The organism is Pseudomonas sp. TE3910 (genome assembly GCF_056279025.1).
The window spans coordinates 619,512-632,855 of sequence record NZ_JBWBQN010000001.1; the positions used below are offsets into that span (position 1 = coordinate 619,512).

A 13,344-nucleotide genomic window follows, 5' to 3' on the forward strand; every position below is an offset into this window, starting at 1 on the left:
GCATAGTTAATATGCTAACGTTCTCATCCCTGTTCGTCGGTGTCTGTGTGCCCATGACTACTGTTGCCCGTCCTGATCGCTTGCTTGTGCTGCTGGCTGCGCTCGTTGCCTTTGCCCCGTTGTCGATCGATACCTACCTGCCCAGCTTGCCGGAGATCGCCAATAGCCTGGCGGCCAGCCAGACGCAGGTGCAAATGACCATCGGCGTTTTTCTGCTCGGCCTGTGCGTCGGCATGTTGTTTTACGGGCCGCTTTCAGACCGCTTTGGTCGCCGCCCGATTCTGCTGGCCGGCCTGGCGCTGTACCTGCTGGCCAGTGTCGGCTGCATGGCCGCATCCAGTGTTGAGCAGTTGATCGCCTGGCGTTTCTTTCAGGCGTTGGGTGGTGCTGCAGCGTCGGTGCTGGCCAGGGCCATTGTCAGGGACCTGTATCCGCTGAATCAGGCGGCGCGAGCGCTGTCGTTGATGCACCTGGTGACCATGATCGCCACCCTGGCGGCGCCGCTGGCGGGTAGTGCGCTGCTGAGCCTGAGTGGTTGGCGCAGTATCTTCGGCGCATTGCTGCTGTTCTCGGTGCTGTGCCTGTTGGCGTCGCTGCGCTGGATCCCGGAAACCCACCCGGCCAGCCGCCGTGGCCGTTCAGTGGGCGCTGCGTTTGCTGCCTACTGGCACATTGGCACGCAACGTCGGGCCTTGGGCTGCATGCTGTGCATGGGGTTTTCCTTTGGCGGGATGTTTGCCTTCATCACCGCCTCACCGTTCGTCTATGTGGAATATTTTGGCGTTTCGCCAAGCGACTACGCCTGGCTGTTCGGGATGAACATCGCTGGAATCATCGTCATGACCTTCGTCAACGCACGGCTGGTCACTCGGGTGGGAACGCTACCGATGCTGGGCGTAGGCGCGGTGTTGGCGGCGCTTTCGGGGGTGGCCTTGGCTGTGGTCGGCTTCACCGGGGTGGCCGGCCTGGCGGCAATGGCCACGTGCATCCTCGTGTATGTAAGCGTTACCGGGCTGTTGGGTGCCAACAGCGTGGCGCGTCTATTGGCCCTGTACCCTCAGCAGGCTGGCGCCGCCGCTGGTTTGGCGGTGTCTGGGCAGTTTGCCTGTGGCGCCGGTTTCAGTGCGCTGGTCAGCTACTTCGCCAATGGCACGCCATTGCCGATGTGCCTGGCCATAGCGGCTGCCGGTGTTGCCAGCCTTGGTGCGTTCCTGCTGATCTATCTGGGGCGTGGCGAGGCGTGTTCGGGGTTGGCAGGCCAGTTCCAGCCGGGGAGTGCCCCTGGAGGTCGCCAAGGTTCTAGTGGGTAACAATTTGTATTTTGTTAACATGTTTATTTTTCGTAGGTGCCCTTGCTGCCACTTCGGGGCACCCTTAAACTGCCACCTCATTCATTGTTTAACTCAATCATGGCTATTCCCAGACCTTCCCTGACCCTCACGTTGCTTCAGGCACGTGAAGCGACCATGTCCTTTTTCCGCCCTGCGCTGAACGCCCAAGACCTGACCGAGCAGCAATGGCGGGTCATCCGTATCCTGCGTCAGCAGGGCGAGCTTGAAAGCCATCAACTCGCGCACCTGGCGTGCATTCTCAAGCCAAGCATGAGTGGTGTGCTCAAGCGCCTGGAGCGCGATGGCCTGGTGTCACGGCGCAAATCCACGGAAGACCAGCGGCGTATCTTCATCAGCCTGACCGTGCAGGGCCATCAGTGCTTCCTGGAAATGAGCGAGCAGATGGAGCGTAACTACCAGGAGATCCAGCGTCAGTTCGGTGAAGAGAAACTCGACCAACTGATGGGCTTGCTGAACGAATTGAAGAAGATCAAACCCTGAGCGCGGGGGTTCCTGAAACGGACCATTGACGATTACGCCAAGCACGCCTATACAGGCGCCTTGGATGTATTGGCTCAATGCAGGAACCCTTCATGAACGACGAGATTGATATTCACGAACCCGAGCACGATCACCTGCTCGATCATGAGTTCGATGAAGACTTCGACGCGGTAGAGGCTGAAGCCAACCCGCTGTTCGACCACGCCGATGACGACGATAGCGAAGACGACGACGCCGAGTGGGATGAATTTGATCGCGAAGATCAAGAAAGTTGGGAGCGTAACCTCGACTGATCAAGCGCTCGCTGCTGTCTGGCCGTGACGCCTTTGGCCACGGCCGTTTTTCTTTTCCTTTACCTCCATCCTTTGGCCGCGCGTTCTCCCCGTCAGCATGCGGTTGATGCGGACGGTTTGCCGGTTTTTCCATTTTGCGAAAAACCAACTACGGCGTAGATCACAGTCAAGTATCGTTTCAGCACGGGCAAAGTGTTTTATCCCGATTTTGCCCGTCATTTCCCGACATTTTTTGTCACATTTCGCCACTGTTAAAATTTCTTCCTGCTCTTCATGTTATTACCGTTTACGTAAAGGTAATCTTCGTCTAGTGTTTGCGTTTACGTAAAGGGAAGAACACCCGCAGCGCCATAACCAATAAAAATAATCAAGGTTAGAGGGCTACACATGTCACCAGAGTTCGTGTTGGAAACACGTGGCTTGACCAAGGAATTTCGCGGTTTTACCGCGGTCGACTCGGTAGATCTACGTGTACAGAAGGGACACATCCACGCGCTGATCGGGCCTAACGGGGCCGGCAAAACCACCGTATTCAACCTCCTCACCAAGTTCCTCACGCCCACCCGTGGCGAGATCCACTACCTTGGCAAGCCGATCACCGGCATGCAACCCAACGAAATCGCCCGTCTTGGTCTGGTGCGTTCTTTCCAGATATCGGCGGTGTTCGGCCACATGAGTGTGGTGGAAAACGTGCGCGTAGCGCTGCAGCGCAAGTTGCGCAACTCGTTTCATTTCTGGAAGTCCGAGCGCAGCCTCGATGCCCTCAATGAGCGTGCGTTGCAGATGCTGGATGACGTCGACCTGCTGCCCTATGCCGATACCTTGACCATCGAGTTGCCCTATGGGCGCAAGCGCGCGTTGGAGCTGGCGACCACGCTGGCGCTGGACCCGACCGTGCTGTTGCTCGACGAGCCGACCCAGGGCATGGGCCACGAGGACGTTGAAATGGTCATTGGCCTGGTGCGTCGCGCGGCAGTAGGGCGCACCGTACTGATGGTGGAGCACAACCTCAATGTGGTCAGCCAGTTGTGCGACCGCATTACGGTACTGGCGCGTGGTTCGATCCTCGCTGAAGGTGACTACGCCAGTGTTTCTGCAAATCCGCAGGTGCGTGAAGCCTACCTGGGCAGTGAAGCAGTCTGCCTCGAGGAGGCCCACGCATGAGCAGCCTGAACGTTCCGGATTTCGAGCAACTGCGTATCAGCGACCTGCATGCCTTCTATGGCGAGTCGCATATCCTGCACGGCATCGACATGCAGGTACGGCGGGGTGAACTGGTCACCCTGTTGGGGCGTAACGGCGCTGGGCGCTCGACGACCTTGCGCGCGATCATGAACATGGTCGGCCGCCGCACCGGCTCGATCATGGTCAATGGCAACGAAACCATCGGCATCGCCGCTCACCTGATCCCGCGTCTGGGGGTCGGTTATTGCCCTGAAGAGCGCGGTATCTTTGCCAGCCTCAACGTCGAGGAAAACCTGCTGCTGCCGCCAATGGTGCGCAGCGACGGCATGAGCCTGGACGACATCTACGCGATGTTCCCCAACCTTTATGAGCGCCGTTTCAGCCAGGGCACACGCTTGTCGGGTGGCGAGCAACAGATGCTGGCGATGGCGCGCATCCTGCGCACCGGGGCCAACCTGCTGCTGCTCGATGAGATCACCGAAGGCCTGGCCCCTGTCATCGTGCAGAAGCTGGCCGAGGTGTTGATCAAGCTCAAGCAGAAGGGCCTGACCATCGTACTGGTGGAGCAGAACTTCCGTTTTGCGGCGCCGCTGGCCGATCGTCATTACCTGATGGATCACGGCCAGATCGTCGAGGAAATCAGTGCTGCCGAGCTGGATGCGAAACAGGAACTGCTGAACCGCTGTCTCGGCGTCTGAGCGCCGTTTAACCCCTGTGCTGTTTACGTCGGCGTGGCGTCAGTCATGCCGGGCGGGGGGCGCTTTGCCCTTTACAACAACAATAACTGTGGAAAGTGGGTGAACTACATGAAGGTTTTCCAAAAGACTGCTTGCACCATGCTCGCCTCCGGCCTGATCGCCGGTGCTGCCCAGGCCCAGATCAGCGACGATGAAATTCGCATTGGTTACCTGGCCGACATGTCCGGTACTTACCGTGACCTTTCCGGCCCGGGCGGCCTGGAGGCGCTGAACATGGCGGTCGAAGATTTCGGCGGTCAGGTCAATGGCAAGAAAATCGTGGTCTTCAGCGCCGACGACCTGAACAAGCCGGATGTCGGTGCCAACACCGTGCGTCAGTGGGTCGATGAGCGCAATGTCGACATGGTCACCGGGATGGTGGCGTCCTCGGTCGTGCTGGCGGCAAGCAAGGTGGTAGAGCAGTCCGGCAAACTGGCGCTGATTTCCGGCGCGGCGGCCTCAAGCCTGACCAACGAATATTGCTCGCCCAACCACATCCACTGGACCTATGACTCCTACGCCCTGGCCAATGGCACGGCCAAGTCGGTACTCGCTTCCGGGGGCAAGAACTGGTTCATCCTGACCGCCGACTATGCCTTCGGTCATGCGATGGAGAAGGACATCACCAAGGTCGTCCAGAGCGACGGTGGCAAGGTGGTTGGCACGGTTCGCCATCCGTTCCCCAGCAGTGATTTCTCCTCCTACATCCTCCAGGCCCAAGGGTCTGGTGCGGATGTGATTGCCTTCGCCAACGCCGGTGCCGACACGGTCAACTCGCTGATGACCGCAAGCCAGTTCGGTGTTGCCCAGTCCGGGCAGAAGCTGGCGGGTATGGTGGTGTTCCTCAACGACATCCATGCCATGGGCCTGGACGTTACCCAAGGGTTGATGCTGACCACGGGCTGGTACTGGGACATGAATGATGAAAGCCGTGCCTGGGCCCAGCGCTACTACAAACGCTTCGGCAAGATGCCGGGCATGGTTCCGGCGGGCATCTACTCGGCAACCACGAACTACCTGAACGCAATCAAGGCCACCGGCAGTGACGAGGCGCAGGCGGTGCGTACCCAGATGATGGCGACCCCGGTCAATGACATGTTCGCCAAGAACGGCAAGATCCGCGCTGACGGCCGCATGGTTCACGACATGTACCTGGCGCAGGTGAAAACCCCGGCCGAGTCGAAGGGGGAGTGGGACCTGTACAAGATCGTCAGCACCATTCCTGGCGATGAGGCCTACCGGCCGATGTCCGAAAGCACCTGCAAACTGCTGCCGAAAAGCTGATCGGCAACTGAATCAGGCTACGCGCCCGGTTGCTTGCAGCCGGGTGTCACGGACTTCCAGCGGATGGTAATTCATGACTATCGTATTCGGCATTCCCCTGAGCGTACTGCTCGGTCAACTGCTGCTCGGGCTGATCAACGGGACGTTCTATGCCTTGCTCAGCCTGGGCCTGGCGATCATCTTCGGCTTGCTGCGGATCATCAACTTTGCCCATGGCGCCCAATACATGCTCGGTGCGTTCGCGGCCGTGCTTGGGCTCAATTACCTGGGTGTGAACTACTGGGTCGCCCTGGTGCTGGCACCGTTACTCGTCGGCGCGCTGGGCATGCTCATCGAGCGCGGCCTGTTGCGGCGCATCGCCGGTGAAGACCACCTCTACGGACTGTTGCTGACCTTTGGCCTGGCGCTGATCGTTGAAGGCACCTTCGTCAAACTGTTCGGTGTATCCGGTTCCTCCTACCCCATGCCTGAGCAACTCAAGGGCGGCGTCAACCTGGGCTTCATGTTCCTGCCCATCTACCGCGCCTGGGTGGTGGTAGCGGCCTTGGTGGTGTGCCTGGCGACCTGGTTCATGATCGAGCGCACGCGCCTGGGTTCCTACCTGCGTGCGGGTACCGAAAACCCGAAATTGATGCAGGCGTTCGGCATCAACATGCCGCTGCTGATCACCCTGACCTATGGCTTCGGTGCTGCCTTGGCGGCCTTCGCCGGGGTATTGGCGGCCCCGATCTACTCGGTGACGCCGACCATGGGCGCCAACCTGCTGATCGTGGTGTTCGCCGTGGTGGTGATCGGCGGCATGGGTTCGATCATGGGCGCGATTGTCACCGGCCTGGCCATGGGCCTGATCGAAGGGCTGACCAAGGTGTTCTATCCAGAGGCGGCCAACACCGTGGTGTTCCTGGTGATGGTGCTCGTGTTGCTGGTTCGTCCTGCGGGACTGTTCGGGAAAGAGGTGTGACGATGACGAGTCTGGAGATCAAGCAGGGCGCTGGCGTCCTGCAACCGAATGTCGTACAGGAGCGTCGTCAGGCGGCGGCACGGCGCAAGCGCTGGTTCTACCTGGCGCTGGTGGGCGTGGCGCTGCTCGCACCACTGGCGGTGTACCCGGTGTTCCTGATGAAGCTGCTGTGTTTTGCGCTGTTTGCCTGTGCGTTCAACCTGCTGCTGGGTTATGCCGGGCTGTTGTCGTTCGGCCACGCGGCGTTTCTCGCCTCGGGCGGCTACGTCACGGGTTACGTGCTGAGTACCTACAGCGGCCTGGGAACCGAGTTGGGCATTCTTGCCGGAACCCTGGCGTCCACCGCGCTCGGCCTGGTGTTTGGCCTGCTGGCGATCCGGCGCCAGGGTATTTACTTCGCAATGATCACCCTGGCCTTGGCGCAGTTGGTGTTCTTCATCTTTGTCCAGGCGCCGTTCACTGGTGGTGAGAACGGTCTGCAGGGCGTGCCCCGTGGGCAGTTGTTCGGGGTCTTCGATCTGAACAACAACCTGACCCTTTACTACTTCGTCCTGGCCGTATTCGTGTTCGGCTTCGCCGTGATCCAGCGCACGATCCATTCACCTTACGGCCAGGTACTCAAGGCCATCCGCGAGAACGAACCACGGGCGATCTCGCTGGGCTACAACGTCGAGGCGCACAAGCTGCTGGCCTTTGTGATTTCCGCAGCGTTGACCGGCCTCGCCGGTTCGACCAAGACCGTGGTGTTCCAGCTGGCCTCGTTGACCGACGCGCACTGGCACATGTCCGGCGAGGTGATCCTGATGACCCTGCTCGGTGGCGTCGGCACGGTGTTTGGCCCATTGGTCGGTGCCGGCATCGTGGTCACCCTGCAGAGCTACCTGTCCAATGGGCCTCTGGGTGAGTGGGTGCATGTGATCCTTGGTTTGATCTTCGTCATCTGTGTGCTGTTGTTCCGGGTCGGCATCGTCGGCTGGGTGCTGAAACTCGCACGGCGCAATTTCTAAGGGCAGCGTTGCTGGCAACGCTGGGGGAATACCGCACAGACGCTGGTCTGGGCTTGGTAAGGGTGCATCCGCACGCTAATAAGAAGAGAGACCTATGAGCGCAATTCGTTCTACCCGCATTCTGTTGTTACCTGGCCTTGCCGGGGCCATTGGCGTTTGTTCACCGGCGTCCGCTGCGTTTCTGGAGGACAGTAAAGCCAGTGTGGAGATGCGCAACTTCTACATGAACCGCGACTTCCGCCAGCATGCGGCGCCGCAGAACAAGGGCGAGGAATGGGCGCAGGGCTTCATTATGCGCTATGAGTCCGGATTCACCGAGGGCACCGTAGGCTTTGGTGTCGACGCCTTGGGCCTGCTTGGGGTCAAGCTTGACTCAAGCCCTGACCGTGCTGGCGCAACCGGCTTGCTGCCGCGCGGCGCCCAGTCGAAGCGAGCACCTGACGACTACAGCGAGTTGGGGCTGGCCGCCAAGGTACGGGTGTCGAAATCCACCCTCAAGGTCGGCACCCTGATCCCCATGCTGCCGGTGCTGACGCCGAACAACTCGCGCCTGCTACCGCAGACCTTCGAGGGTGGTTGGCTGAACTCCACGGACCTCAGTGGCCTGACCTTCGACGCCGGGCGCCTGACTCAGGTGAACCAGCGCGACTCGACCAACCGTGAAGACATGACCCTGATGAAGGGCCCTCGGCGCAATATCGTCACCACCGGCAAGGCGACATCGGACAAATTCGATTTCGTCGGTGGTACCTACGCCTGGAGCAAGACGCTGAGCACGGGTTACCACTACGCGCAGTTGGAAGACCTGTACAAGCAGCATTTCCTGACGTTGGTGCATGTATTGCCCATCGCCGAGGGGCAATCCCTGAAGTCCGACCTGCGTTTTGCCGATGCCAGCGATGATGGCCGCAGCAACGTCGACAACACCTTGCTCAGTGGCATGTTCACTTACAACCTGGGGGCTCATGCCTTTGGTCTCAGCTACCAGAAAATGAACGGTGATACCGGTTTTGCCAACGTTCAGGGTACCGACCCTTACCTGGTCAACCTGGTGCAGATCAACGACTTCGCCAACCAGGACGAGCGTTCCATGCAGGCCCGTTACGATTACAACTTCGCGGCCTGGGGTATTCCCGGCCTGACCTTCATGACCCGCTATGTCAAAGGCGATCAGATCGAGCTTGGCGCGGCAGGCGGCGAGGGCAAGGAATGGGAACGTAACACCGATATCGGCTATGTCGTTCAAAGTGGTCCGCTGAAGAACGTCGGTATCAAATGGCGAAATGCAACCTACCGCTCCAGCTTTGCCAGCGACATCGACGAAAACCGTCTGATCCTCAGCTACAGCCTGCCGCTCTGGTAAGTGCAGTAATGCGCCGAACAGGGCCCGACTCGGCAACGATCGGGCCTTTTTCCTGCGCGGTTGAATGGCTGCAGCGATGACGCAAACAGACTATCGGGTGGCAGTTGCAGGTATGACGGGCCCGCGCATAAGGCTATGCTGTTTCGACATATTACAAGGCGTGCGAGGGAAGGATGCCAGTCAAGGATCTGCTGTTGGCGTTGGTGGTGATCATCGCCTGGGGTGTCAATTTCGTGGTGATCAAGGTGGGCCTTGATGGGCTACCGCCCATGCTGCTGGGTGGGCTGCGCTTTTTGCTGGTGGCGTTTCCGGCGATTCTGTTTATCAAGCGTCCCGCGCTTCCCTGGCGCTGGCTGATTGCCTACGGCGCCACGATTTCGCTGGGCCAGTTTGCCTTCCTGTTCGAGGCCATGGGTAACGGCATGCCGCCGGGGTTGGCGTCCTTGGTGTTGCAGTCGCAGGCCTTCTTCACCCTGTTTTTCGCCGCCATGTTTCTTGGCGAGCGCCTGCGTGTGGCCAGTGTTCTGGGGCTGCTGGTGTCGGCGGGTGGGTTGGTGTTGATTGGCAGTGAAAACGGTACCAGTGTCCCGGTTTTCGCCCTGATCCTGACGTTGTGTGCTGCCGCCAGTTGGGCGATAGGCAACATCATCACCCGACGCTTCGGCAATGTGGACCTGGTTGCATTGGTTATCTGGGGCGGCTTGATTCCACCGCTGCCGTTTTTTGCGTTGTCCTGGTGGCTGGAAGGGCCGGCGCTGATTGAAGCTTCGCTGCGGGGTATCGGCCTGAGCTCGATCCTCTCGCTGGCGTACCTGGCCTTTGTCGCCACTATGATCGGCTACAGCCTGTGGAGCCGGTTACTGTCGCGTCACCCGGCGGGCAAGGTCGCGCCATTTTCGTTGCTGGTACCGGTGGTGGGGCTCAGTTCCTCGGCGCTGCTGCTGGATGAGCGATTGAGCGATGTGCAGTGCTGGGGCGCATTGCTGGTCATGGGCGGATTGTTGATCAACGTGTTTGGCCCTCGTCTGCTGCAGCGTTTGCGTACAACTCAAGCGCAAGTGTCCTGAGTCACGGCTGGCCTGCAAAAAAACACCCTGCGAAGGCGTAGGCCTTGCAGGGTGTTTTGGTGTGACTCAGCGTTGCCCGCATCTGCGGGCTTTCGCGATCAGCGGCGGCGGAACAGCGGCAGCGGCTGATCGGTGGCGGCCTGATAGGTCACCGAGAAGTCCTTGAGGCTTTCCAGGGCTTCGTACGGGTCCTTGTCGGCACGTACCGCGAAGGCATCGAAACCACAGCGGGCCATGTAGAACAGCTGGTCGCGCAGCACATCGCCGATTGCGCGCAGCTCGCCCTTGAACTGGTACCGGTCACGCAGCAAACGTGCGTTGGAGTAGCTGCGGCCATCGGTGAATGCCGGGAAGTTCAAGGCGATGACCTGGAACTGGGCGGCATCTTCACCGATTTCCTCGGCTTCTTCGTCGCTGTCCAGCCACACGCCCAGGCCGCCATCGCGGGCCTTGAGGGCATGGGCGTGATCGCGCCACAGCTGCAGCGGTACGATGTAGTCGTCGCAGTTGCTCAGCTCGTCCAGGGTGACGTCCTTGGGCAGCAGGTGCCAGGTTTCGTCGACGACCTGGTTGTTCTTAATGATTCGCTGCATAGACGCGCTCCTTGAAGGGGTCAATGCCAATACGTTGATAGGTGTCGATGAAGCGCTCGTCTTCGGTACGTTGTTCTACGTACACGTCGATCAGCTTTTCGATCACATCCGGCATGGCATCCTGGGCGAACGAAGGGCCGAGGATCTTGCCCAGGCTGGCATCACGGCTGGCGCTGCCACCGAGGGAAACCTGGTAGAACTCTTCGCCTTTCTTGTCCACACCGAGAATACCGATGTGGCCCACGTGGTGGTGACCGCAGGCGTTCATGCAACCGGAGATGTTCAGGTCCAGCTCGCCGATGTCGAACAGGTAGTCCAGGTCATCGAAGCGGCGCTGGATGGATTCGGCAATCGGGATCGACTTGGCGTTGGCCAGGGAGCAGAAGTCGCCGCCCGGGCAGCAGATGATGTCGGTCAGCAGGCCGATGTTCGGGGTGGCGAAGCCATTTTCGCGCAGCTCAAGCCACAGTGCGTGCAATTGGCGTTGCTCGACGTCGGCCAGAATGATGTTCTGCTCGTGGGAGGTGCGCAGTTGACCGAAGCTGTAGCGCTCGGCCAGGTCGGCAACGGCGTCCAGTTGCTTGTCGGTCAGGTCGCCTGGGGCCACGCCAGTGGGTTTCAGCGACAGGGTGACAGCCACGTAGCCTGGGCGTTTGTGCGCACGGGTGTTGCGCGCACGCCAGCGGGCGAAACCTGGGTGTTGCTGCTCGAGTTCGACCAGCTCGTGGTCGAGGTTTTCCAGCGCCTTGTACTCAGGGTCAACGAAGTGCTTGGCGACGCGGTGCAATTCGGCTTCGGTCAGCGTGGTGCTGCCGCCACGCAGGTGAGCCATTTCGGCCTCGACCTTCTCTGCGAACACTTCTGGAGTGAGCGCCTTGACGAGGATCTTGATCCGCGCCTTGTACTTGTTGTCGCGTCGGCCGTAGCGGTTGTAAACCCGCAGGATGGCGTCCAGGTAGCTGAGCAGGTCCTGCCACGGCAGGAACTCGTTGATAAATGCACCCACCACCGGGGTACGGCCCAGGCCGCCACCGACCAGTACACGGAAACCCAGATCGCCGGCTGCGTTACGCACCGGTTCCAGGCCGATGTCATGGACTTCGATGGCAGCGCGGTCGTTGACCGAACCGTTGATGGCGATCTTGAACTTGCGCGGCAGGTAGGCGAATTCAGGGTGGAAGGTGGTCCACTGGCGAACGATCTCGCACCATGGGCGCGGGTCGATCAATTCATCGGCGGCCACACCGGCAAACTGGTCGGTGGTGACGTTGCGCAGGCAGTTGCCGCTGGTCTGGATCGCGTGCATCTGCACGGTAGCCAGTTCGGCCAGAATCTCCGGAATGTCTTCCAGTGCCGGCCAGTTGTACTGGACGTTCTGCCGGGTGCTGATGTGGGCGTAGCCCTTGTCGTAGTCGCGCGCGATCTTCGCCAGCATCCGCGTTTGACGCGACGTCAGCTGGCCATAGGGCACCGCGACCCGCAGCATGGGGGCAAAACGTTGGATATAGAGGCCATTCTGCAGGCGCAGGGGGCGAAACTCTTCTTCACTGAGCTCACCGGCCAGGTAGCGTCGGGTCTGATCACGGAACTGCTTGACGCGGTCCTCGATGATCCGCTGATCGTACTCGTCGTATACGTACATAAGGGTCCTGTTTTCAGGCTGCAGGCAGCTAATCGCGCGCACGGCCGCGCACTCCGGAGCGGAGCTGTGGAAAGATATCAGCTTGTGTTTATGCGCAAAAGTGAAGTTTTTGCATATGCAAAGAACCATTTGGACTAAGTGAGACTGTGTTGCGTTTAGCCATAGGGCAGGTTGGGGGCGTTATACTGCGCCGCTTTATTCTGTGCGAGCCTGTCCCCCATGCTGAAAGCTCTGGCTAAGTGCCTGCTGCTGAGTCTGCCATTGGCAGCCAATGCTCAGGCGCCCTCGGTGGTTTTTTTGAACCCGGGGTACTCCAATGAGACTTTCTGGGTCAGTTACTCGCGCTTCATGCAAGCGGCTGCCAGCGATCTTGGCATGCAGTTGCGGATCGAATACAGCGAACGTGAGCCGGCGCGTGCCATGACGCTGGCACGGCAAGTGCTGGAGGGGCCGCAGCGCCCTGACTACCTGGTGCTGGTCAATGAGCAATATATAGCGCCAGAGATCATTCGCCTGTCCCGTGGCAGCGGGGTAAAGCTGTTTCTGGTCAACAACGGCTTGACGCCCGACCAGACGCGGCTCATTGCCGACAGCCCGGACAAATACGCGCAACCTATCGCGACTCTGGTCACGAATGACGAGGAGGCGGGCTATCGCATGCTCACGGCATTGATTGCCCAGGTGCCGGCGCCTGCGAAGGGCCAGCAAATCGACTTGCTGGCGTTTTCCGGGATGAAAATCACCCCGGCCTCGCAACTGCGCGAGCGCGGCATGCGTCGGGCGCTTGCCGAGCACCCCGAGGTGAATCTTCGCCAGGTGGTCTATGGCGGTTGGGGTCGGGAACGGGCGTATGAGCAGGCCAGTCAGTTGCTGCATCGCTATCCGAACACCCGACTGGTCTGGTCAGCTAACGATGAAATGGCCTTTGGCGCGATGCAGGCGTTCGAGGAAGCCGGGCGCAAACCCGGCAAGGATGTCTACTTCAGCGCCGTCAACAGCTCGCCAGAGGCCTTGCAGGCGCGTATCGACGGGCGCCTTAGCGTACTCATGGGTGGGCATTTCACACTCGGTGGCTGGGCCATGGTGTTGTTGCACGACGATGCGCTCGGGTTGCCGATCAGCCGCGATGGCCAGCATCGGTACCAGGTGCCTGTGCTTCAGCTCATTGATCCCGCTCGAGCCCGGCGCTGGCTGAAGCTGGTCAACGAGCCCGACTATGGCCTGGACTTCAATCGTTTCAGCGCCGAAGGCAAGGCGCGCAGTTTTCGCTACCCATTCCTGACGGCGCCGGTGGACTACTAGGCTCTGTACGAAAAGCCTTGATACTCGGTGATGCTGCGTTGAAAACAGCCTCGGAATGCTCATTTACAACCCGTAAAC

The 13,344-nt window shown here is 60.0% G+C and carries 13 protein-coding genes; 11 read left to right on the forward strand and 2 right to left on the reverse strand.

The window, feature by feature from the left end:
• The first annotated feature begins 53 nt into the window (after nt 1-53).
• The 10 genes from ACZ9H3_RS02865 (at nt 54) to ACZ9H3_RS02910 (ending at nt 9,729) form a co-directional block, all read left to right on the forward strand.
• A complete protein-coding gene (locus ACZ9H3_RS02865) occupies nt 54-1,310 on the forward strand; it encodes a Bcr/CflA family multidrug efflux MFS transporter (RefSeq protein ID WP_099774486.1) in 1,257 nt (418 codons plus the stop codon).
• A 99-nt stretch (nt 1,311-1,409) separates the two neighbouring features.
• The gene (gene hpaR / locus ACZ9H3_RS02870) at nt 1,410-1,832 is read left to right on the forward strand and encodes a homoprotocatechuate degradation operon regulator HpaR (protein ID WP_083199727.1); all 423 of its coding nucleotides are present in this window, start codon (nt 1,410-1,412) and stop codon (nt 1,830-1,832) included.
• Nucleotides 1,833-1,924: 92 nt separating this feature from the next.
• On the forward strand, nt 1,925-2,125 hold the full coding sequence (locus ACZ9H3_RS02875; protein ID WP_065757839.1) for a hypothetical protein: 201 nt from the start codon (nt 1,925-1,927) through the stop codon (nt 2,123-2,125).
• Nucleotides 2,126-2,512: 387 nt separating this feature from the next.
• Nucleotides 2,513-3,289 carry an ABC transporter ATP-binding protein gene (locus ACZ9H3_RS02880; RefSeq protein WP_065757842.1) on the forward strand — a complete coding sequence of 259 codons (777 nt, stop codon included), beginning with the start codon at nt 2,513-2,515 and terminating at the stop codon, nt 3,287-3,289.
• Nucleotides 3,286-4,008 (forward strand): ABC transporter ATP-binding protein, encoded by a 723-nt coding sequence (locus ACZ9H3_RS02885; RefSeq protein WP_065757843.1) that lies wholly within the window; start codon nt 3,286-3,288, stop codon nt 4,006-4,008. Before ACZ9H3_RS02880 ends, ACZ9H3_RS02885 begins: the two co-directional genes overlap by 4 nt.
• Before the next feature lie 108 nt (nt 4,009-4,116).
• Nucleotides 4,117-5,331, forward strand: a complete 1,215-nt coding sequence (locus ACZ9H3_RS02890) for an ABC transporter substrate-binding protein (protein ID WP_476219487.1) — start codon at nt 4,117-4,119, stop codon at nt 5,329-5,331.
• Between the two features lie 73 nt (nt 5,332-5,404).
• Nucleotides 5,405-6,292, forward strand: coding sequence for a branched-chain amino acid ABC transporter permease (locus tag ACZ9H3_RS02895; protein WP_065757844.1), 888 nt, complete (start codon nt 5,405-5,407; stop codon nt 6,290-6,292).
• Between the two features lie 2 nt (nt 6,293-6,294).
• Nucleotides 6,295-7,299, forward strand: coding sequence for a branched-chain amino acid ABC transporter permease (locus ACZ9H3_RS02900; protein WP_409276948.1), 1,005 nt, complete (start codon nt 6,295-6,297; stop codon nt 7,297-7,299).
• 94 nt (nt 7,300-7,393) lie between these two features.
• On the forward strand, nt 7,394-8,662 hold the full coding sequence (locus ACZ9H3_RS02905; protein ID WP_476219490.1) for an OprD family porin: 1,269 nt from the start codon (nt 7,394-7,396) through the stop codon (nt 8,660-8,662).
• A gap of 173 nt (nt 8,663-8,835) precedes the next feature.
• Nucleotides 8,836-9,729: an EamA family transporter gene (locus tag ACZ9H3_RS02910; RefSeq protein WP_409276950.1), complete on the forward strand. Its 894-nt coding sequence runs from the start codon at nt 8,836-8,838 to the stop codon at nt 9,727-9,729.
• Nucleotides 9,730-9,827: 98 nt separating this feature from the next.
• Here ACZ9H3_RS02910 and ACZ9H3_RS02915 read toward each other — a convergent pair whose 3' ends face one another.
• Both ACZ9H3_RS02915 and ACZ9H3_RS02920 read right to left on the reverse strand, forming a co-directional pair.
• Nucleotides 9,828-10,322, reverse strand: coding sequence for a DUF934 domain-containing protein (locus tag ACZ9H3_RS02915; protein WP_163936979.1), 495 nt, complete (start codon nt 10,320-10,322; stop codon nt 9,828-9,830).
• A complete protein-coding gene (locus ACZ9H3_RS02920; protein WP_476219494.1) occupies nt 10,306-11,964 on the reverse strand; it encodes a nitrite/sulfite reductase in 1,659 nt (552 codons plus the stop codon). The genes ACZ9H3_RS02915 and ACZ9H3_RS02920 overlap by 17 nt, the downstream gene beginning before the upstream one ends.
• 219 nt (nt 11,965-12,183) lie before the next feature.
• Here ACZ9H3_RS02920 and ACZ9H3_RS02925 point away from each other — a divergent pair, with 219 nt between their 5' ends.
• Entirely contained in the window at nt 12,184-13,266 is a 1,083-nt protein-coding gene (locus tag ACZ9H3_RS02925; RefSeq protein WP_476219495.1) for an ABC transporter substrate-binding protein, read from the forward strand.
• The last annotated feature ends 78 nt before the right edge of the window (nt 13,267-13,344 follow it).